Below are 23,088 nucleotides of genomic sequence, written 5' to 3'. Positions count from 1 at the left end.
ATTATAATTCTAACATTAATTGTGTATTTTCTTCTAAATGTTCTAATACTCCTAAGTCATTTAATAGTTGATAATTAGTTTTAGTAATATTAGTTCGTAGTTGTAAATCATTTTTTGAAGTAATTGCTTGTTCACTCCTTGCTTTAACAATTGAATTAGCCACAATTTCACCCAATCCATCTAAAGTAATAAAAGGTGGTAAAATTTGTTTTTCACCATTTATTACTTTAACTTGAAAAAGTTTAGCATCAGAATGTTCTAAACTAATATTGCTAAATTTAATATTTCTAGCATTCATTTCTAATGCTACTTCTAATAATGGGATTAAATCTTTTTCTTTAGTAGTAACTGTATTTTTTTGACCATCATTTTTTCTTAATCTGTTATTAATATCTTTTAATTTATTAGTAATAGCACCAATGCCTTGTAACATAGTTTTAATATCAAAAATTTCACATCTTGTTGTAAAATAAGTAGCATAATATTCATGCGGATAATAAACTTTAAATCAAGCTACTCTTCATGCCATTAATACATAAGCAGTAGCGTGTGCTTTAGGAAACATATATTTAATTTTTTTGCAAGATTTAATGTATCAATTAGGAACTTTCTTTTCTTGCATTAACTTTTCATATTCTTGTTTAATGCCTTTTCCTTTACGGACATCTTCCATAATGTTAAAGGCAATTTTTGCTGGTAACCCTTGATATACTAAATAAGTCATAATATCATCACGACAACCAATTACATCTTTTAGTTTTAAACCTTGTTGTGAAATTAATTCATCAGCATTATTTAATCAAACATCAGTACCATGTGATAAACCAGATATTTGTACTAATTCAGAAAATGAAGTAGGTAATGTATCACTTAACATTTTACGAACAAAACCAGTACCAAATTCAGGGATACCAATTGCTCCTGTTTTTTCGCCAAGTAAATCATCACTAGTAATATTTAAGGCACTTAAATTAGAAAATAATGATAAAACTTTTTCATCTTGATTAGGAATAGTTTTTGGATCAATACCAGTTAAATTTTCTAACATTTTTAATGCTGTTGGATCAACGTGACCTAGAATATCTAATTTTAATAAATTATCATGAATAGCATTAAAATCAAAGTGGGTAGTTTTTCATGTAGAACTAGTATCATCAGCTGGAAAATTAATTGGTGTAAAATCGTTAATATTATATTCTTTTGGTACAACAATAATACCACCAGGATGTTGACCAGTTGTTCTTTTAATACCAACACATCCTTGACTTAGTAACTCTAGTTTTGCTGCACGCATATCTGATTGACCAATTTTTTCTGCATAAGCTTTAACATAACCATAAGCTGTTTTATTGGCAATTGTTGAAATTGTTCCAGCACGAAAAACATTTTCTTCACCAAACATTTCTTTAGTAAAATCATGAGCTTTATTTTGATATTCACCAGAAAAGTTTAAATCAATATCAGGTGTTTTATCACCATCAAATCCTAAGAATGTTTCAAAAGGAATATCATGACCATCAGTAATTAAATCAATATTGCATTGTGAACATATTTTTTTTGGTAAATCATAACCACACTTATAAGAACCATTACTAATAAATTCACTAGTTTTACATTGTGGACATAAATAGTGTGGTTGTAGTGGGTTAACCTCAGTAATGTTAGCAAAAGTAGCTACTAAAGATGAACCAACTGAGCCACGACTACCAACAAGATAACCATCTTGTAAAGATTTTTCTACTAATTTGTGTGCAATTCAATAAACAACAGCAAAACCATGAGTAATAATTGCATCTAATTCGCGAGTTAAACGTTTTTCTGCATATGTTGGTAATGGATTACCGTAACGATTTCATGCTTGTTCATAACAAAGATTACGTAATTTAGTATCAACATTAACAATACTTGGTGTAAATAAGCCATCTTTAATTGGTTTAACCATTTCAAATTGTTTTGCTAATTGCAAAGGATTATTAATAACAATATCATTAATTAAATTAGGGTCATCTAAAAAGTTAAATTCTGTTAACATTTGATTAGTAGTTCTTAAATGTTGATCGGGATATGATGTAACTTTACCTTTACGATCAAATAATGGGTGTAACAAACCACCAATTGCTTTACTATTAATAATAACATCACGATACATTTTTTCATGGGGATGTAAATAGTGGGCATCGCTAGTAGCAATTACTAATTTATTTAATTTAAGAGCATTATTAATAATTTTTTTAATAGTATCATGTAATTGTTCTTTAGTAATATTTCCTAACTGTATTAAGTGTTTATAAACGGCAGGTGGTTGGATTTCAATAAAATCAAATCATTTCATTATTTTAATTAGTTCTTCTTCACTTTTATTTAATGCTGTTTCAAAAACAGCACCATTTATACAACTACTACCAATTAATAATTCTTTTCTATTTTCATTAATTGCTTCTGATATGATTTTTGGTGTTTTATAAAAATACTTTGTATGAGATAGTGAAACTAATTGATATAAATCTTTTAATCCTAATTGATTTTTTGCAAAAATAGTAATATGTTCACCACGAAGTTTAAAATTAATTTGTTCATTAATTAAGTTATTAATTTCTTGTAAATTAATACAATTAAATTCTGTTTTTAATTGTTGTAACGTTTTTAAAAATACTTGTGCTAATACATTAGCATCATAATCAGCACGGTGGGCAATTTCATCATCATATTTAATGCCATAAGTACGACAAATAGTACCTAATCGATAATATTTTAGTTGTGGTAGAATTGCCCTAGATAATTGCAAAGTATCAATGACAGGATTATTTAAAGGCATGAAACCCAATTGTTTCATTGCTGCTTGTAAAAAACCAAAGTCAAAGTTAGCATTATGAGCAACTATTGTTTTATTGCCAATTATTTCAATAATTGTTGGCAATATTTGTTGTAATGTTTGTTTATCTTTTAACATAACATTGGTAATACCAGTAAGTTCAGTAATATGTTCAGGTACGGGATTATTTGGTTTAATTAAAATTGTATCTTGTTTTAAAATCATATTGTCTTTAACAATTGTATAACCAAATTCAATAATTTCGTGGTAATTGGTTGATAAACCAGTTGTTTCTAAGTCAAGAACAATGTATTCTAAATCTAATAATGATGTATTAATATTATTTTTAGTAATACTAATATTATTGGGGATTAAATCCATTTCAACACCATACATTACTTTTAAGTTTGGATGTTTTTTAGCGGCATTAGCAATATCTGGGTATGCTTGTACATTTAAGTGATCAGTAAAACCAATTGCTTGGTGTCCTCATTTAGCTACTTGATTAATATAATCACTTGCTGAAGTAATACCATCCATAGCACTCATTTTAGTATGAGTATGAAATTCAATTCTTTTAGTTTTAGCATCATCATTATTGTTAGTATTTTTATTATTTAAATCAATAATTAAATCATCAATTCATAGTACTTGTTCTTTACTATAATTATCATAACGACTATTAGCATTAATTTTTATTCAATCATCAACTTTAATATTATCAAATTTCTCATCTGGTTGATCGCTATTAATAAATGCTTTGCAAGTAATTGCATCACTATAATCAGTAATTAAAAATGAATAAAATCATTTTTGAGTTTTAGTTAAAAATTTATTAATTTTAAAAACTTTACCACTAATAATAATATTGGGTTCATCGCCAATGATATCTTTAATGATATGAGTTGGGTCTGTTATTTCTAAATTAACTTTTGCTTTTTTGCGATAAGTAGTTGTATTAAAATTTTTACTTATATTATTGTTAGGAATTTTAGTTTTTAAATTGTTAGTAATTTTGCTAATTTCTGCTTTAGATTCATTTTCATAACTAATAAATGGTTGCTCTGCTTTATTTATTTTAGTTTTTAATTGAATTTTTTTAAAACCATATTGTTGAAAGTAGTTAATAAATTGTAAAAATTCATTAGTTATTAATTTTTCTTCAATACTATTATGAATGGTAATGGTAATAATATTATTTTTATAATTAATTGCTGAGTCGGGTAAAGAATAATAAATGCCAGCTAATAGTTGCAATTTATGAGTTTTAATATAATGAAAATATGTTAATACAGTTGATTCATCAGCAGTAAGGGAAACATTAAAATCGACACTAATATTCGAAACAGGTAATTTTTCAAAATGTTGTTCAAAACTTTTTAAAGTAGTAGTTGTTAGAAAATTAGGTAAGTTGATGGTAATTATTACTTGTTGATTATGATGAAAATATTGTACTTTTTTAATAGTAGCATGATTAAATTCATTATTAACATCATTAAAATCCATTTCATGGAAAAGTTTTTGTAAATCTTGATTCATATATTTTTCCCTCTCTTAATACTAAATAATTGACAATAATAACTATATTTTAATTAAAATATATTAAATCATTATTCTAATGTTTAATCAAATTTCATATTTTAATTATAACTTAATTAAAATTCTTATTCTTATTCTTATATAAAAAAAGTATGAAATTTTAGTGCTGAATTATACTTGTAAGTGCAAGTAAATAAAATTGCAAAAAATTCTCATATAAAAATTTCATAATGCTAAATTTAGTTTAGAAAAAAGTAAGGAGTTTTTATATGAGTTATAAACATCTTGGCATAGATGAAAGGATTTATATTGAGAATCAATTGAAATTTAAATTTAAAATTAGTGAAATAGCTAAAAATCTTAATCGAAGTATTAGTACTATTATTCGAGAAATTAATAGAAATAAAGATAATAATCATTATTTTTCATTAATTGCACAAAATAAAGCTGAAAATCGAAAACAATCACATATTAGTTTTCATAAGTTTAAAAATAAGAATTTAGTAAAATATGTACAACAAAAATTACTATTAGGTTGATCACCTGAACCAATTTATGGCAGAATTAAAAATTTTCATAAACAATGAGTTATTAGTTTTAAAACAATTTATAATTGAATTTATTTGGGTTTTCTTGATAAAGTTACTAGTAAAAATTTAAGAAGAAAAGGTAAAAAACGAAAATCTAAAGAAAATCGTGGCAAGTTTAATGGTAAATCAATTAAAGAACGAGATATAAATGTTAATGATCGTATAACACTTGGTCATTGAGAAGGAGATACTATAGTATCATCACGAGGTAAAAGCAAATCATGTTTAATAACTTTAGTTGAAAGAGTATCACGATTTACTTTAGCAATATTAGTTAAAAACAGAACTACTAAAGTTATTAATAAAAATGTCAGTTATTATTTATCAATTCTTCCTAAAAACATTGTTAAAACTATTACTTTTGATCGTGGCAAAGAATTTTCAAATTGACAACAACTTGAAAAAAATTTAGATGTAAAAATTTATTTTGCCAATCCATATTCACCTTGACAAAGAGGTACTAATGAAAATACTAATGGTTTAATTAGATAAAAATTTCCTAAAAAATTTATTTTTTCAAAAACTAATAAAAATGAAGTTCATAAATTTATATTGTCTTTAAATCAAAGACCGAGAAAAATATTAAATTATCTTTCACCAATCGAATATTTGGATAGAAAAATAATTTAGTTGCACTTACCTTTACAATTTAGCATTGAAAAGTAACCAATTAATAATTGCATTTTTTAATCAAACAAGTTAAGATTACTTATGGTAAATGTTATGCCCACGTAGCTCAGTGGATAGAGCACCGCCCTTCTAAGGCGGGGGTCAGAAGTTCGAATCTTCTCGTGGGCGCCATTAAATTTTAAAATACTAAGAAGGTTTAACTAAATAATGATAAATCATGACAATTATTATCAAGACATTATTGGTAAAATTAACCACCTCATTAGTGAAAATAAATGAGATCAAGCAATGAAGTTGGTCAAACATGAATTAGAGATGCCTTATATTCCTATTCATCATGAAATTACATTACAAGAGTTACATCATAATATTACTACTCATATTAGATTAAATAGTAAAAATGAAAGTCATGAGTGAAATTTAGAGAGAATAAGTCGTGTATTAATGAATCCATTTGATGAAGATCTTCATCCGGTGGCATTTTATTATTTACAAAGTCATAATGCTAGGTTAATTTTGCCGACAATTAAGATTTATCTTACAAATAAAAATATAAATAATATAAATAAAACACAACTATTATTTATATTAAATAATCAAGGTATTGATGAAGAAATAGAAGTAATAAAAGGTCATGATACATTTAAAATTAATCCAAAAAAAATAACACAATGACAAGAATCACTCGTTTATTTAAAAATTACAAAAATATTTGAAGATGAAGTTCATATTGATAATCCAGGTATTTATGGTATTTGCTTATTTTTATTGGATAGTTATTTTGAGAATTTGTTTCCAACATTACCTAATAAAAATCAAACAGCAGCATTAGCAGCTGCTTTGTATATTCGTGCTTGTAGTTTCCAGTTTATTAGTGTAAAATTGGTAGAAAGTGCTAAAAAATTTAAAACTACTACTACTTTAATAAAAAAATACTTAAGTATTATGATTCAACAACAAATTACATAAGGAGAGATTTGAAAAATGACATTAAATATTATAAAAGATGAAAAAAATGGTCTTGGAAAATGACATGTTACCATTGATGCTAAAACTTGAAAAGATCAATTGGCAAAAGCTGAAAATAAATTGATTGCACAAGTAGAAATTCCTGGATTTCGTAAAGGAAAAGTTCCTACTAAAATGGCTAAAAAACATGTAACTGAAGAACAAACTTTACAAACAGCAACTAAAGCAGTTATTACTATTGCTTATGATTTTGCCTTAAAACAAAAACCTAACTTAATGCCTACTAATCAACCCGAAGTTAATGTGGAAAAATATACTATTAAAGAGTGTGAAATAATGTTTGTATTTGATTTACCAGCAGAAATTACTATTGGTAAATATCGTGGTATTGATATAGTAAAACCTGTAGCAACTGTTAATCAAGAAGAAATTGATACTCAAATTAAACTATTACAAGATCGTTTTGCTATTTTTAATCCAAAAGAAAAAGGAAAATTAGAAAAAGATGATACTGCAGTTTTTAATTTCACTGGTTTTTTAGACGGTAAAAAATTCCCTGGCGGTGAAGCTAAAAACATGGAATTAGAAATTGGTTCTGGTAAATTTATTCCTGGTTTTGAAGAAGGAATGATCGGTATGGAACCTAAATCTAAAAAAACTATTGAAGTAACTTTCCCAGAAGATTATCATGTTCCAAATTTAAAAGGTCGATTAGTACAATTTGAAATTGAATTAAACGAAATAAAAACAAAAGTTATTAATGAAGATTTAGAAGAATTAGTAAAAGATGTTAACATTCCAGATCTTACTACTACTGAACAATTATTAGAAAATATTAAAAAACAAATTGAAGTACAAAAAACAATGACAATTAAGGAACAATTTATGGAAGAACTTATTGCTAAAATTGTTAAAGATTCAAAAATAATAATTCCAAATTTTGCTGTTAAAAATGAAACTGAACGTTTAGAAAATGAATTTAAAAAACAATTAGCTAATCAAAACTTTACAATTGAAAACTATATGGCAGCAACTGGTTTATCTCATGAAGAAATTATTAATGAAATAAAAAAGGATGCAATTATGCAACTTCAGAATTTTTTAGTTATTGAAGAAATTATTAAACAAGAAAAAATAGAAATTACCGAAGAAGAAGTTCAAAAACAATTAACAACATTTGCCGACCAATTTAAAATAAGTATTGAAGAAGTTAAAGCAAATATTAAAGATTTAAGTTTAGTTACTACTACCCTAAAACGTAATAAAGCCTTTGATTTATTATGAGAAAGTAACGGTAAAAACCAAAAGCAAACAACAAGTGCTTAATTTAATTTGATAATTATTATATAACCTAATTACCAATTTAATAATTAGGTTATTTTATCGTTTATTTTTTTCAAAAAGTAAAAATTATCAAAAAAAAATAATTGTAATAAAATACTACTAGTATAAATTAAATATGAATTAATAAGTGCTGCTGTAATAGTATAGTATAAATCAAAAATTGGATATTTTAGCAATTAACTATTGCAAGTGCTAATGTTTTATATTATAATCCAGTTAATACATTATTTGAGGTGAGACAATGAAGATAAAAAATATTACTAATATTCCAGTACTAGTAACAAGAGGAAGTTTTGTTTTCCCAACAGTTGAAATAGAACTAGAAGTTGGCAGACATAAATCAGTAGCGGCAATTAATGAATCGGTAGCTAAGTTTAATTCAGAAATTATTTTAGTTTCGCAAAAGGATCCGAAAGTAGATAATCCGCAATTAAGTGAAGTCTACAATCATGGTACTTTGTGTAAAGTGCAAATTCAAAAAAGTCATAATGATGGTACACTTACCGTATCTTTTTATGGACAACAAAGAGTTAAAGTTTCTAAGTTTTATGATGATAAATTTTATACAGGAGATGCTGAAACTTTAGTTAGTCCTAATGTTTCAAAATCATTAGAAGAAGAGTTGATTCAAAGAATTGTAAATAATTTACAACAGATTTTAGATGTTCATGGTTCAATTCCACAAGGTGTAATTAGTCAAATCACCGATGGAATGAAAGCTAGTGAAATTATTGATAAAATGGCTCAATTTTTACCATTTTTAACTATCAATAAACGCCAAGAAATTTTACAAGAAACTGATATTAATAAACGTTTAGATTTATTATTGAAAGATGTTGGTGGTCAAAAACAAGTTGGTGCTATTGAAAAGGATTTAACAGCTAAAATTAAAGATCGTATTGATGAACAACAACGTGAATATTATTTACGAGAAAGATTGCGTGCTATTAAAGAAGAATTAGGCGAAATTGATGGTAAGTCTAATGAAATGAAATGTTATTTAGAACGCTTAGAAACAGAAGAGTTTCCTGAAGCAATCAAAACGCGTGTTAAAGAAGAAATTAGTCGTTATGAAGATATGCCGCAAGCTTCAAGTGAATCAAATATAATTCGTACATACATTGATTGAATTATGACTTTACCTTGATTTCAAAAAAGTGAAGAAAAATTTGATTTAATTAATGCAAAAAAAATTCTTGATAAATATCACTATGGTTTAGAAAAAGTTAAAGAAAGAATTATTGAATATCTTGCTGTTAAAAAAATGGCTAAGGCAATGCCAGGACAAATTATTTGTTTAGTTGGCCCTCCTGGTGTTGGTAAGACTTCTTTAGCTAAATCAATTGCTGAAGCGATGGGGCGTACTTTCGTTAAAGTTTCACTTGGTGGAGTTAAAGATGAATCTGAAATTCGTGGTCATCGTAAAACTTATATTGGTGCGATGCCAGGAAGAATTATCCAAGGTATGAAACGTGCTAAAGTTATTAATCCATTATTTTTATTAGATGAAATTGATAAAATGTCATCTGATTATCGTGGTGATCCAGCTAGTGCTATGTTAGAAGTATTAGATCCTGAACAAAATGCTAATTTTTCAGATCATTATATTGAAGAAAATTATGATTTATCACAAGTTATGTTTCTTGCAACAGCTAATTATATGGAAGGTATCCCTGAACCATTAAAAGATCGAATGGAAATTATTGAACTTTCTTCATATACAGAATTAGAAAAACTTGAAATTGCAAAAAAATATTTAATTCCTCGTGTTATTGAAATTACTGGTTTAAATAATAAAATGTTAAAATTTAAACCAAATTCAATTGAAGAAATAATTAAATATTATACAAGAGAATCAGGTGTTCGACAGTTAGAAAGATTATTAAATAAAATTGCTCGTAAATTTATTGTTAAACTTTTAAATAAAAAAATTAGTACTGAAGAAATTGTTGCTGATAATGTTAAAGATTATTTAGGAAAACAAATTTTCGATTATACTAAAAAAGAAAATGAATCACAAATTGGAGTGGTAACTGGTCTTGCTTATACTCAATATGGTGGTGATATCTTACCAATTGAAGTAAACTACTTTAAAGGAAAAGGTAATTTAGTATTAACTGGTAAATTAGGTGAGGTCATGAAAGAATCTGCTACTATTGCTTTAGATTATATTAAAGCAAATGCTATTACTTTCAATATTCCTGATACTTTCTTTGCAGAACATGGTATTCATATTCATGTTCCTGAAGGAGCAGTGCCAAAGGATGGTCCAAGTGCTGGTATTACTTTAACAACTGCAATTATTTCTGCTCTGACAAGTAGACCTGTATCAAAAGATATTGGTATGACAGGTGAAATTACACTTCGTGGTCATGTATTACCAATTGGTGGATTAAAAGAAAAATCAATTTCTGCTCATCGTAGTGGACTAAAAACAATTTTAATTCCAAAAGCTAATATAAAAGACTTAGAAGATATTCCAGAAGAAGTAAAGAAAAAATTAAATATTGTTTCAGTTGAATTTTATTCTGAAGTATATGATTTTATTTTTAATAAACATAAATCAAAAATTCACTCACCTATTAATAATATTAAACCAACTTCAAGTATTATTGATGAAGGTTAAAATCTAATTAAATTATTAATAACTATAACTTTAAAAAAAGTAAATACTAAAAACAAGTATTTACTTTTTTTATATAAAATTTTTTTATATTTGTGATAAATTTGATTTGCTTTTATTTGTTACAGAAAAATTAATTTCTGAATTTACATTATTAATTATATTTTTTTTGTTAATTCGTAATATTAGTTCATTTATTTTTACTAAATTTTGTTGTTTAATTTCTTTGATTTTTGTTAAAATAGTTATTTTTGTTTTTATTTTTTTATTTCTTTTTTTTGTACATTTTTTTTCATAATTTTCTCCTTTTTTAAAAATAAAAACTCATTTACTTTTTATGAAAATAATGAGTAAAAACCTAATGAAGTTTACATTATATTATATAATATTTTAATTTTTATATCTTAAAAAACAAGTAATATTTATGTAGTAATTATGATAAAATTATAAAGTTATAGGAAGGAAGTAATTATGATTAAAGATAAAAAAAATAATGTTGAAATCATTAATGTCAGTAAAAACTATGATAGTAATGAAGTCATTAAAAAGTTAGTCTGAATATTGCTATTGGTGCCAAAATTGGTATTGTTGGCCCCAATGGTACTGGAAAAACAACATTATGTGAAATGATTTCCCAACTTCGTAAACCAACAACAGGTACTATTAATATTAAATCTGATTTAAAAATAGGCATGCAATTACAAGAAACTAAATTTCCTCGTGGTTTAACTGGTTGAGATATGGCCCAATATTATATGAGAGCTTATCGTTTAAATAAGTCTGTTGAAGACATTCAAAAGTTATTGTACTATTTGGACGCCGAAGCATTTATTAATAAACCTATTATTACTTTATCGAGTGGTCAACAACAAAAAATAAATATTTTATTAGCATTAATTGTTGAACCAGATTTATTAATTTTAGATGAATTAGCTACGGGATTAGATTTAGAGGTACGTGAGCGAATTTATGAATTACTAGAAAAAGAAGTTTTTATTAAACCTAATCTTTCAGTATTAATTGTTTCACATAATATGCAAGAAATTGAACGTTTTTGTCAACAAATTATCTTCATGTTTGAAGGCTCAATTATTAGTATAAATGATGTTAAAACTGTTGTTAAAGAATATGGAAGTATTGAAGAATATGTTAAAACTAAATTTAAAGAATATAAAATAGGTATGTATGATAGCGAAGCGTTATTAAAAAGATTAGGAGGGGAAAATAATGAAAAATGAGCTAAGTCTTGAAAAAACACCTTAAAAAACAAAAATAACGATTGATCTCTTCTTAATTTATTTTGAAGTTATTTCAAACGTAATCGTTCAATTATTATTTTTTCAGTTTTCGTTTCACCATTGATTTTTATTGGTGCATCAATTGGTGGAAATAATCAAATATTATCATCACCTGCTGGTAAAAACATTGGACGATTTATTTTGATGATTATTTGATTGACACAAACTGCTTCCTTTTCAATTCAAACTTTTTTAGCTATTTTATTAGATTTAAAACAAAGCGTAGTTTATCGACGCATTGGTTTAACAAGAATTAGCAAAACCAACTTTATTATTATAACATCAATATTTAATTTAGCTTTAGTTTTAATTTCTGATATTATTATTTTTATTGGTGTTATTATTATTGGTTATGTTGTTCCTTTATCTGGAATGATTAGTTCCATTTTTAATTGACAATTATTAATTATTATTTTATTTACATTATTTTTTTCTATTACTATTACTAGTATTGCTTTGCTAATGTCAGTTATTATTAAAAGTCGTACTGGACAAGCAATTGTTAGTTTATTTACTAGTTTATTAATTGTTGCACCATTAATTATTTTAACTTACTTTTTAGCTAGTCTTATTGGTGAAGGATTAGTTTCAAGTATTGGTGTTGGTGCTGTTGTTGGTATTTTAGTAGGTATATTTATTGCTTTAAATCTTATTAATTGTGGCATTTATTATTTAACTTAAAAACTATTTAAATGATTTGATTAATTTTTATAAAAGTATGTAATGAATTATAAAATAACAAAGGAGTGAAAATATACAATGCCTAAAAATATAAGAAATTATGTTATTGATGAACAACCAATTAATTATTTTGATAAAGTTAAAGCATGATTAGATAATCAAAATAAATTTGAAAATTTAGAACTATTGTCAGAAGTTGCATCTCAACAAAACTATTTAAAACAAAGTGATAAGTTAAATACTAAAGTAATAAATCAATTAGAAAATAAATATTTGGCAAATGTTTCAAATTTAAATCAAAAATTGAAAATGTTTTAATATAATAACTTACTTATTTTTATTAATTTATAATCTAATTATTTTTTATAAATAATTAGATTTTTTATATATTAACAATATTTTGAAACAATAGGTTTATTAAAAATACTCCTTTAAATTTATTTTTAAAGGAGTATGAATATTTAAAAAAATAAATTATGAGTATAATCGAAAACCGTTTCCTAAAATTGTTTTAATTTGTCCTCCACTTTCAGATCCTCATGTTTCACCATAATGAGCAATGATAATTTGAAAAAATCATTTTCCATTTTCTTCATAAAAAGTTAACCCTAATTTAATAGTTATTAATAAACTGGCAAGTAGGAAATTTTCTTTATTATTAAATATGATAATATTACAAAAATTTGCTGGGTTAATAGGTCCATTTTTTGTTACTTTTGCATTTATTAAAACAACTTGATTAATGTTAATAGTTGGATATCCTGTATCACCTCAACTATAAGATGAATCTACATAATCTTCTGTACCATTTTCATTAAAAAAAGTAATATATCGATAATCAATTGGTAAACCATATTCTGTATTTCATTCAAATGTATGGATAAATGAATTATTTCTAGTCTGTTTTCAATAACTTATATCAGTTAGTTTTCCGTTATTAAAATAAAATTCTGTTGTTTTTCATCATATTTTTGTCATTTTTTTAAATTCTGTTTGTTCTACTGGACATTTATAAATGCCATTAATAGTTAAAACATAAATATTTTTATTACTATCAAAAGTAATATTACTAACATCATATGTATCATTATCAATTACTTTCATTTCAATAAAATTTGATTGTAAAAAATCAAATTTATAAACTTTATTTATTACAGAGTTATTATTAGTTATTATATAAATATTTTTATTATTTATTATTATTTTTTTGATTATTCCATCTATTGATGAATTATTTATTTTCTTAAAGTCTTTTTGTTTTACTGAATACTTATAAATATTATTATTATCTGCAATATAGATAGTTCCATTTTCATCTGTTACTAAAATAGCATTAACAGGTAGTCCTCAATGTTCACTTATTATTATAAATTCTGTTTGTTCTGCTGGACATTTATAAATACTATTATTTGCAATTACATAAATGTGTCCGTCTTTACCAGTTGTTAAAAGAGAAATTTGTAGTGTTTCTTTATTTGTATCTATATTTAATTGTTTAAATTCGTTGTCATTTTCTAAACACTTATAAATACTATTCGCAAAAGGAACATGAAGAGTATTATTAGCAGTGATATAAATATTTCCATATTTATCAATACTTATGTGACTCAGAAAATTAATATTGGTTGGTAATGTCATTTTTTTAAATTCTCATTCTCCCGCTAAACATTTATAAATATTATTATTAGCTATTATAAAAACATTTCCGTCTCTCTCATTAATTTTTAAAAATCTAATATTTTCTAATTCTTTAGGTATTATCATTTGTTGAAAATATGTTTGTGTTGCAAGACATTTATAAATATTATTATTAGTTGCGACATAAGTATTTTTATCTTTATCAGTTTTTATAAATTTACCATTAGCAAATTCTTTAGGTACTATCATTTGTTTGAACTCTGTTTGTTCTGCTAAACATTTATAAACAGTATTATTAGCAAGTGCATAAATATTTCTATTTCTATCAGTTGTTAAAAAATTAATTTCATTTATTTTTCAATTATTATTTTCATTTTTAATACTTGTTTTAATTTTATTATTTGTGTTATTGATAAATAAGGTATTTAAACTGTTTGTACTTGCTATTGCTAAAATTGTTGTTGTAATTAGTGTTGATATCTTTTTCATATTTTAAAAAATCCTTTTTATTTTTTCCCAATAACTTCTTATTTTTAAGAAGTGAATATATTTTATTTTTTTTCAAATAAATTTCAAATAAAAATAGAGCAATGTCATTATTTAGTGATAATTTCCTATTAGTTATCGAGCAAAAATTTCCCAAAAGTAAAGTTAAATATACTTGGTGATAAATATGGAAAGAAGCATGACTATGAAAGAAAAATATAAATTTAATATTATAAATGACATTATTATTAATAAATTATCTAAACATCAAGCTAAGAATAAACTTAACCTAACTATTAGAAGAATTAACCAATTAATTCAAATTTTCAATAGAGAAGGTAAAGTTGGTTTTATTCATAAATCCCGAAATAAAATTTTTAATAAAACAACAAATTTTGAAATCAAAATTAAGATTATAAATTTATATAAAACCAAATATTATAATTTTAATTTTCAACATTTCCATGAGAAATTAAACAATGAAGAAAAAATTAAAATTTCATATAGTACACTTTATACTATATTAATTAAAGAAAAAATTACTTCACCAAAAAGACATAAAAATAAGAAAAATAACTTGCATCCTACAAGAAACCGAAGAACAAATTTTGGTGAATTAATTCAAATGGATGCAAGTAATCATCATTGATTTGGTAAGGATAAACCAAAAGCTTTTTTACATGCTGCAATTGATGATGCTACAGGCAATATTGTCGGACTATGATTTGATCATCAAGAAACATTAGATGGTTATTATAATGTTTTTGATCAAATTTTAACTAAATATGGCATACCAAAAACATTTTATACTGATAATAGAACATTTTTTGGATATAAAAAACAAATCGATGCTGGCAAAATAAACACGGAAAATGATACTTATACTCAATTCCAAAAGTCTTGTAATGATTTAGGTGTTGAAATTATTAGAACTTCCATTCCACAAGCTAAGGGTAGAATCGAACGCTTATTTGGAACACTTCAAAGTCGCTTAATTAGTGAACTTAGACTTAATAAAATTAAAAATTTAGAAAAAGCTAATCAATTTCTTAAAATATATATAAGTATTTTTAATAAGCAATTTGCCTTACCTATTGATAATAATAAATCTGCTATGATTAAAGCTCCAAACCAAGAAGAAATAAATATTTATCTTTTAAGATTTTCTAAAAGAAAAACGGATAGTGGTTCAACTATAACATATTATGGTAAAAAGTATTTTCCTTATAAAAATAGCAAAGTTCAATACATACAACCTAGAACTGATGTAATTGTACTTAAATCGTTTATTAATGAGTTATATCTTAGTTATAATCATCAAATATATGAATTAAAAGAAATAGCACCAAAACCAATTATCAAAGAAGAGTTGATAAAAACTAAAAAGGTTTATATACCAAATAAAAACCATCCTTGAAGATATGGATACTAATAATACCAAATTAAAATTAGATAAAATTCTTTTTATAAAAGATTATTTTTGTGAATACTTAACTATATAAAATTTTAAATCGTTTGTCGAGCAGCAAATTTGATGCCTTAAAATTGATTTTAAAGATATAAAAAAATAAAATTATACACCACCAATAGCACAAGCACCAGAAGCCATTGTTGTAATACCACCAACAACATTACCAATTATGGGAATAGTATTTAAAGCACCATTAACAATAGTTAATGTGTTTTCACAATTTAAATTTGATTTATTTTCTAGATTTAGAAGTCTGTTGTCAAGTTCATTAACTTGTTTTTTTAAAGTTTCAAAATCTGCTTTGATTCCTTGAATATTTTTGTTTAATTCATCTAACTTTAATTCATGTTCAATTAAAGTTGAAATATAACTTCAATCTCTTATATAACCTTTTATTATTTCTTTTTCTTGTCTTTTTCAATTATATAATGCTTGAGGATTAAATGTTTTAGAATTATTGATTGCTTGTGGTAAAGTAGAATTTCATTCATTTATATGTGCAAATCATTGTTTAACTTTTGAATCATTTGCTATAATATTTGAAATTTCATTAAATTTATCTTGTGTTACATAGGTAAAAGTTGGTTTTGTCAAACCATAAGAATAAGGACTAAAAGTACCAACAATTATTTTTTTTCAAAATAGCCAATAAAGTGTGAGTAATTAGATTTATCCAATAAATAAACTTCTGATAATTTAAAATTATGATATTTTTTCTTTATGGCACTTTTAATTTTGTTATCAACGTTATGATTAATTTTTCCTAAATTAATTTTTATATCTTTATTTCAATCTGGAAAATCATTTTCTAAATTATCAAGACGATTATTTGAATAATATTTCTCATCTTCTGTTATTATTCTTACTAATTCAAAATCAAATCAATTAAATGGTTTTTCATAAAGTACAATTTCTATACGTTCTTTTCTAGAACTATCTGTATATACTTTTTCAATTTTTGAAAAATTATCTCAAATTGTTTTACCTACTTGTTGTATTTCTTTTCATGTTCATGGAAAAATTGCAGTAATTGAAATATCATTAGAATTATATCGTTGCATCATATCCTCTTTAAATTTTTCGCCAAGTTCTCATGCAGGATTATCTTTTCAATAATGATAATCAGCTATTATTCCTTCAAAAGTTTTTGGTGTAAATGAACAAGTTAATTTACCTCAACTACCCCTTATTTCGTTTTTAACATTTAATGTTCTTTTTAATCGATTTCTGTGTTTTTCATGACGATGTTTATTCATATTTATTTTGCTATTTGTTGTTGGGTTGTTAATAATAAAATCTGTTTGATTATTACTTGCAAAATTTAATTGTTGATTTACTAAATCTAAACTAGTCGTATTTTTTCTAACTCAATTTTTAATATTTGAATTATCAATTGACTTACCATTAATACCTTGTATTTTATTATTTAAAAGTGGAGCAGTTAATACTCACAATTTAAATCAATAACTTGAACTAAAATATTTCATAATTTTGTTCTCCTTTGAAAGTAAATATAAAAATATTTACTTTCAAAACAAAGCAACTTTTATTTGTTAAATTTTACTTATTTTTTATTTTTTTTTGATAAATATTTTTGGGAAATTTTCACTCGATATTGACAATAAAAATGGAGCAAATTTTAATTTAAACTAAAAATCATAAAAAAAATATATTTTATATTTAAAAAAATATTTTGAATGTTATAATAGTAGTAAATATGGATTAATTTGCATATATTATATAAAGCAGAGGTGGCATTGCCTGAGAAATACCCTATAACCTGATCTAGTTAGTACTAGCGGAGGGAGACTTTATTTTTTATATTTTAAAAAATGATAACTCCTTTTTTGTTATTTAAGATAAATTAAAGGAGTTATCATTTTATTATGTTTAAAGAACAACTATTAACAACTATCAATTATAATAAAGTTAAAAGCAAACTGGAGGTAGGAATGTTAATTAAAGCATCAGCCATTTTTAGTTTAATTACTCTTCTAACATTAACAGTTATTATTAGTATTTTACCTGCTAGTAGTATTAATCACTTTTTTAAAGTTACTACTATTACTGGTTGACAATTTTATAGCAGTAAAATTTATTTAATATTAATTCTTTGTTTATTATTAATTTCATCAATTTTATTATCTGTTATTACATGAACAGTTAAAATAGAAGATATTCATAAAAACATTGTTATTGTTACATTAATATCAATTTTTAGTATAAATCCCATTGCATTAATTTTTAATTTAATTAAACATTATCAATGACAAAAAGAAGAAACTTTTGCCATTTTAAAAACAAGATGATGAACTAATTTTAAATTTGCATTTGGTATTAAACGATGATTAGTTATTGATTATACAATTATTGGTTTATTTACTGGTGTAACTATTGCTTGTGCTTTTATTGAACAAAATTTATTACCAAAAATGCCATACGGCGGCGGTATTGCTATTAAATATATACCTTTAATGGTTATTAGTTATATTATTGGCTTTGCAGGTGGATGATTAACGGGTATGATTAGTGCTTTAATGTCATTATTATTTATTAGTGGTGGTTATGTTATTAGTGCTTGAAGTTATTTATTAGATTATTTTTTGCCAATGACAACACCCGCTATTATTTCATTATTACGTTTTAATTTAAAATCTGATAAATCAATTTTTACTTATATTAATTATTTTTTACATTGTTTTTTAGTTTGTTTAATTATTTATTTTTGACAAACAATAGTAGGATATTTTATTTGATCACAAATTACTAATGCTGATGGAAGTAAAAATATTTGATCAGGATTTAATCCTCTTTTTTACTCATTAGTTTACAATTTTATTCATATTTTTTTGTTTACTTATCCAATTATGCAATTAACAATACCTTTTATTTATCGTGGTTTAGTTAGTCACTATGTAGAAAGATATCGTTAGAATAGTAATTCCGATTACTATTTCTTTTTTTAAATAGCGTTATAATATTAATTGATAGAAAGGGTGATTATAATGAAAAATGATGAAATAATCAAAGAAGATATTATTATTATGGATGGTAATATTAAATTAATGAATAAAGCATTAAATGAGAAAAAGGTTGTATTAGCAGCAATTGAATTAGGAAAAAATGCTCAACATACAATTGATATTGGTTGATCTGAACATTTTCAAGCATATGCTAAATTAAAAAGTACAACTACTACTGGTACTTGTTTTTGTAAAAAACCAGCAACTCATTTAGTTTATTTTTGACGATAATAAGATGCTCAATTGTAAAGGTAAGTGCAACTAAATTATTTTTCTATCCAAATATTCGATTGGTGAAAGATAATTTAATATTTTTCTCGGTCTTTGATTTAAAGACAATATAAATTTATGAACTTCATTTTTATTAGTTTTTGAAAAAATAAATTTTTTAGGAAATTTTTCTCTAATTAAACCATTAGTATTTTCATTAGTACCTCTTTGTCAAGGTGAATATGGATTGGCAAAATAAATTTTTACATCTAAATTTTTTTCAAGTTGTTGTCAATTTGAAAATTCTTTGCCACGATCAAAAGTAATATTTTTAACAATGTTTTTAGGAAGAATTGATAAATAATAACTGACATTTTTATTAATAACTTTAGTAGTTCTGTTTTTAACTAATATTGCTAAAGTAAATCGTGATACTCTTTCAACTAAAGTTATTAAACATGATTTGCTTTTGCCTCTTGATGATACTATAGTATCTCCTTCCCAATGACCAAGTGTTATACGATCATTAACATTTATATCTCGTTCTTTAATTGATTTACCATTAAACTTGCTACGATTCTCTTGAGATTTTCGTTTTTTACATTTTCTTCTTAAATTTTTACTAGTAACTTTATCAAGCATTCCAAAATAAATTCAAGTATAAATTGTTTTAAAACTAATAACTCACTCTTTATGAAAATTTTTAATTCTGCCATAAATTTGTTCAGGTGATCAACCTAATAGTAATTTTTGTTGTACATATTTTACTAAATTCTTATTTTTAAACTTATGAAAACTAATATGTGATTGTTTGCGATTTTCAGCTTTATTTTGTGCAATTAATGAAAAATAATGATTATTATCTTTATTTCTATTAATTTCTCGAATAATAGTACTAATACTTCGATTAAGATTTTTAGCTATTTCACTAATTTTAAATTTAAATTTCAATTGATTCTCAATATAAATCCTTTCATCTATGCCAAGATGTTTATAACTCATATAAAAACTCCTTACTTTTTTCTAAACTAAATTTAGCATTATGAAATTTTTATATGAGAATTTTTTGCAATTTTATTTACTTGCACTTACAAGTATAATTCAGCATTAACGATAATTATATAGTATATTTTATTTGAAATACAATAAAAACTATTTCATTTTTGTAGAAAATAAATATTAGTAAATAGTTTAATAACATTGATTGATAATTAACAAAATATTTAAAATATAATTTAATCAATAAGTAAACATTGCAACTTGTTAAATGATTATGATATTATGGTTTTATGATTACTTTACCTGAACATATTAAAGGAGAAAAACATGAGTTATAATCACCAACAAATAGAAAAAAAATGACAGCAGTATTGATTAAAAAATGAAACTTTTAAAACAAACATTGATGATAATAAAAAACCAAAATCATATATTCTTGATATGTTCCCTTATCCTTCAGGATCAGGTTTACATGTTGGCCATCCTAAAGGTTATTGTGCTACTGATGTTATTTCACGAGTTAAAATAATGAATGGTTTTAATGTTTTGCATCCAATTGGTTGAGATGCTTTTGGTTTACCAGCTGAACAATATGCCTTAAATACAGGTAATAATCCAGAGACATTTACTAAACAAAACATTAATAATTTTCGTAAACAATTACAAAGTATTGGTCTAAGTTTTGATTATAATAAAGAAGTTAATACTACAGATCCTCAATATTATAAGTGAACACAATGAATTTTCATTAAACTTTATGAACAAGGGTTAGCTGAAATTAAAGATGTTGAAGTTAATTTTTGTGAACAGTTAGGAACTGTTTTAGCTAATGAAGAAATAATTAACATTAATGGTCATATGGTTTCTGAACGTGGTAATTTCCCAGTTATTAAAAAACCAATGCGTCAGTGGGTTTTAAAAATTACTAAGTATGCTGAAAAATTATTAAAAGGATTAGATGATTTAGACTGACCAAATAGTGTTAAGGAATTACAACGTAATTGAATTGGTAAAAGTGTTGGAACACTAGTTGATTTTATAGTTGAAAATAATAAATGTAAGGTTTCTATTTTTACTTCAAGGGTTGATACTATTTTTGGTGTTTCATTTTTAGTACTTGCCCCTGAACATCCATTAATTCATGATTTAACAACTAGTGAATATTCGCAAGCAGTTACTCAATACTGTTTAGCTGCTAAAACTAAAACAGATTTAATGCGTCAAGGAGATGATACTTTAAAATCTGGTGTTTTTACTGGAAGTTATGCTATTCATCCTTTTACTAAAAGTAAATTACCAATTTGAGTTGGTGATTATGTTTTAAATCATTATGGGACAGGAGCCATTATGGGTGTTCCTGCACATGATAGTCGTGATTTTATTTTTGCTAAAAATAAAAAGTTACCAATCAATTTTATTATGAAAACTAATAATAAAAATGAACCATTTTTGGATACTAGTGAATATATTAACTCTGATTTTATTAATGGTAAGGATTTAGAAACAGCTACTAATTTAATTGTTAAAAAATTACTAACTTTAAAACAAGGAAAAGTACATACTGCATATAAGTTACGAGATTGACTTTTTTCTCGTCAACGTTATTGAGGTGAACCTTTTCCGATAATTTATTGAGAAGATGGTACAATCTCAACAGTAGATGAACAACAATTACCAGTATTATTACCAAAAATGACTAATATTAAGCCATCTAATTCGGGGAATGCACCTTTAACTAATGCACCAAATTCCTGATTACATGTAACTAGAAAAGATGGTGTAAAAGGAAAAAGAGAAATTAATACAATGCCACAATGAGCAGGTAGTTGTTGATATTATTTAGCATATATTTTAAAAAATGATGATGGTACTTATTGTGATTTTAATAGTGCTATTGCGCAAAAACGTTTTAACTATTGATTACCGGTTGATTTATATATTGGTGGTCAAGAACATGCTGTTTTACATTTATTGTATGCTCGTTTCTGACATTTAGTGCTATATGATTTAAAGTTAGTTAATGTTAAAGAGCCATTTTTAAAATTGGTAAATCAGGGTATGATTCTTGGTGAAAATAATGAAAAAATGTCTAAATCACGCGGTAATGTTGTTAATCCAGATGATATTATTAATGAATATGGTGCTGATACTTTGCGAATATATGAAATGTTTATGGGGCCATTAACAGCATCTTTACCGTGATTAAATAGTGGTTTAGTTGGTTGTTATAAGTTTTTAATGCGTATTTATCGTCTTGTTAATAAAGATGAGTATAAAATAAAAATTACTACTAAGAATGATAAATCATTAGATACAATTTATCATCAAACTGTAAAAAAAGTAACTAATGATATTAATGATTTAAATTTTAATACTGCTATTGCACAACTTATGATTTTTATCAATGCTTGTTATAAAGCACCAACTATTTATCAACAATATTTAGTTAATTTTTTAAAATTATTAAATCCATTTGCTCCACATATTGCTGAAGAATTATGATTTCAATTTGGTAATAAAGAAAGTATTAATAAAAGTCAGTTTCCAAGTTATGATGAAAAATTTTTGATTACTAGTGAAGTTACTATTGCTATTCAGATTAATTGTAAAACAAAAATAACTTTAGTAGTAAAAGAAAATTTAAATAATCAAGAACTTTTAAAAGCAGTTAATAATGAAGAAAAAGTAAAACATTGATTGCAAGATAAAACAATTATTAAGACAATTTGTATACCAAATAAGATTGTTAATTTTGTTGTTAAGTAAAGGAGGAAT

Annotated in this window: 15 protein-coding genes, 1 tRNA gene and 1 riboswitch; of the genes, 11 read left to right on the top strand and 5 right to left on the bottom strand. The window is 24.5% G+C overall.

What is annotated here, in order from left to right:
- Position 1 precedes the first annotated feature (1 nt).
- Positions 2-4,351, bottom strand: a complete 4,350-nt coding sequence (locus ACICQF_RS02790; protein ID WP_395473623.1) for a PolC-type DNA polymerase III — start codon at positions 4,349-4,351, stop codon at positions 2-4.
- A 269-nt stretch (positions 4,352-4,620) separates the two neighbouring features.
- Here ACICQF_RS02790 and ACICQF_RS02785 point away from each other — a divergent pair, with 269 nt between their 5' ends.
- From ACICQF_RS02785 to ACICQF_RS02755, 7 genes are all read left to right on the top strand, one after another.
- On the top strand, positions 4,621-5,433 hold the full coding sequence (locus ACICQF_RS02785) for an IS30 family transposase (RefSeq protein ID WP_395473621.1): 813 nt from the start codon (positions 4,621-4,623) through the stop codon (positions 5,431-5,433).
- Positions 5,434-5,666: 233 nt separating this feature from the next.
- A tRNA-Arg gene (locus tag ACICQF_RS02780) sits at positions 5,667-5,742 on the top strand.
- 36 nt (positions 5,743-5,778) lie between these two features.
- Positions 5,779-6,540: a DUF3196 family protein gene (locus tag ACICQF_RS02775; RefSeq protein ID WP_395473620.1), complete on the top strand. Its 762-nt coding sequence runs from the start codon at positions 5,779-5,781 to the stop codon at positions 6,538-6,540.
- A gap of 15 nt (positions 6,541-6,555) precedes the next feature.
- Complete coding sequence (gene tig / locus ACICQF_RS02770; protein WP_395473619.1) at positions 6,556-7,866, top strand: trigger factor; 1,311 nt, start codon at positions 6,556-6,558, stop codon at positions 7,864-7,866.
- Between the two features lie 259 nt (positions 7,867-8,125).
- Positions 8,126-10,510: an endopeptidase La gene (gene lon / locus ACICQF_RS02765; protein ID WP_395473618.1), complete on the top strand. Its 2,385-nt coding sequence runs from the start codon at positions 8,126-8,128 to the stop codon at positions 10,508-10,510.
- Positions 10,511-11,061: 551 nt separating this feature from the next.
- Positions 11,062-12,486, top strand: a complete 1,425-nt coding sequence (locus tag ACICQF_RS02760) for an ATP-binding cassette domain-containing protein (protein WP_395473696.1) — start codon at positions 11,062-11,064, stop codon at positions 12,484-12,486.
- Between the two features lie 78 nt (positions 12,487-12,564).
- On the top strand, positions 12,565-12,804 hold the full coding sequence (locus tag ACICQF_RS02755) for a hypothetical protein (RefSeq protein WP_338957050.1): 240 nt from the start codon (positions 12,565-12,567) through the stop codon (positions 12,802-12,804).
- Between the two features lie 156 nt (positions 12,805-12,960).
- Here ACICQF_RS02755 and ACICQF_RS02750 read toward each other — a convergent pair whose 3' ends face one another.
- Positions 12,961-14,613, bottom strand: coding sequence for a hypothetical protein (locus ACICQF_RS02750; protein ID WP_395473617.1), 1,653 nt, complete (start codon positions 14,611-14,613; stop codon positions 12,961-12,963).
- 184 nt (positions 14,614-14,797) lie between these two features.
- Here ACICQF_RS02750 and ACICQF_RS02745 point away from each other — a divergent pair, with 184 nt between their 5' ends.
- Positions 14,798-16,042, top strand: coding sequence for an ISNCY family transposase (locus ACICQF_RS02745; protein WP_395473615.1), 1,245 nt, complete (start codon positions 14,798-14,800; stop codon positions 16,040-16,042).
- Positions 16,043-16,183: 141 nt separating this feature from the next.
- Here ACICQF_RS02745 and ACICQF_RS02740 read toward each other — a convergent pair whose 3' ends face one another.
- Positions 16,184-16,675 carry a hypothetical protein gene (locus ACICQF_RS02740; RefSeq protein ID WP_338980346.1) on the bottom strand — a complete coding sequence of 164 codons (492 nt, stop codon included), beginning with the start codon at positions 16,673-16,675 and terminating at the stop codon, positions 16,184-16,186.
- Between the two features lie 32 nt (positions 16,676-16,707).
- Positions 16,708-17,568 (bottom strand): hypothetical protein, encoded by an 861-nt coding sequence (locus tag ACICQF_RS02735; protein ID WP_395473614.1) that lies wholly within the window; start codon positions 17,566-17,568, stop codon positions 16,708-16,710.
- Positions 17,569-17,818: 250 nt separating this feature from the next.
- A riboswitch (TPP riboswitch) is annotated at positions 17,819-17,906 on the top strand.
- A 61-nt stretch (positions 17,907-17,967) separates the two neighbouring features.
- Between ACICQF_RS02735 and ACICQF_RS02730 the strand changes: the two genes are divergently transcribed.
- A complete protein-coding gene (locus ACICQF_RS02730) occupies positions 17,968-19,014 on the top strand; it encodes an energy-coupled thiamine transporter ThiT (protein ID WP_395473613.1) in 1,047 nt (348 codons plus the stop codon).
- A gap of 72 nt (positions 19,015-19,086) precedes the next feature.
- Positions 19,087-19,335 carry a hypothetical protein gene (locus ACICQF_RS02725; protein WP_395473612.1) on the top strand — a complete coding sequence of 83 codons (249 nt, stop codon included), beginning with the start codon at positions 19,087-19,089 and terminating at the stop codon, positions 19,333-19,335.
- 30 nt (positions 19,336-19,365) lie between these two features.
- Here ACICQF_RS02725 and ACICQF_RS02720 read toward each other — a convergent pair whose 3' ends face one another.
- Complete coding sequence (locus ACICQF_RS02720; RefSeq protein WP_395473610.1) at positions 19,366-20,316, bottom strand: IS30 family transposase; 951 nt, start codon at positions 20,314-20,316, stop codon at positions 19,366-19,368.
- A 324-nt stretch (positions 20,317-20,640) separates the two neighbouring features.
- On the opposite strand from ACICQF_RS02720, the gene leuS reads away from it, so the two are divergent.
- Positions 20,641-23,079, top strand: a complete 2,439-nt coding sequence (gene leuS / locus ACICQF_RS02715; RefSeq protein ID WP_395473609.1) for a leucine--tRNA ligase — start codon at positions 20,641-20,643, stop codon at positions 23,077-23,079.
- The last annotated feature ends 9 nt before the right edge of the window (positions 23,080-23,088 follow it).

It is taken from the genome of Spiroplasma endosymbiont of Nomada rufipes (genome assembly GCF_964277355.1).
Classification (GTDB): domain Bacteria; phylum Bacillota_I; class Bacilli_A; order Mycoplasmatales; family VBWQ01; genus Spiroplasma_E.
The sequence above is the reverse complement of the archived record's forward strand: the minus strand, read 5'-3'. Positions and strand labels throughout refer to the sequence as shown.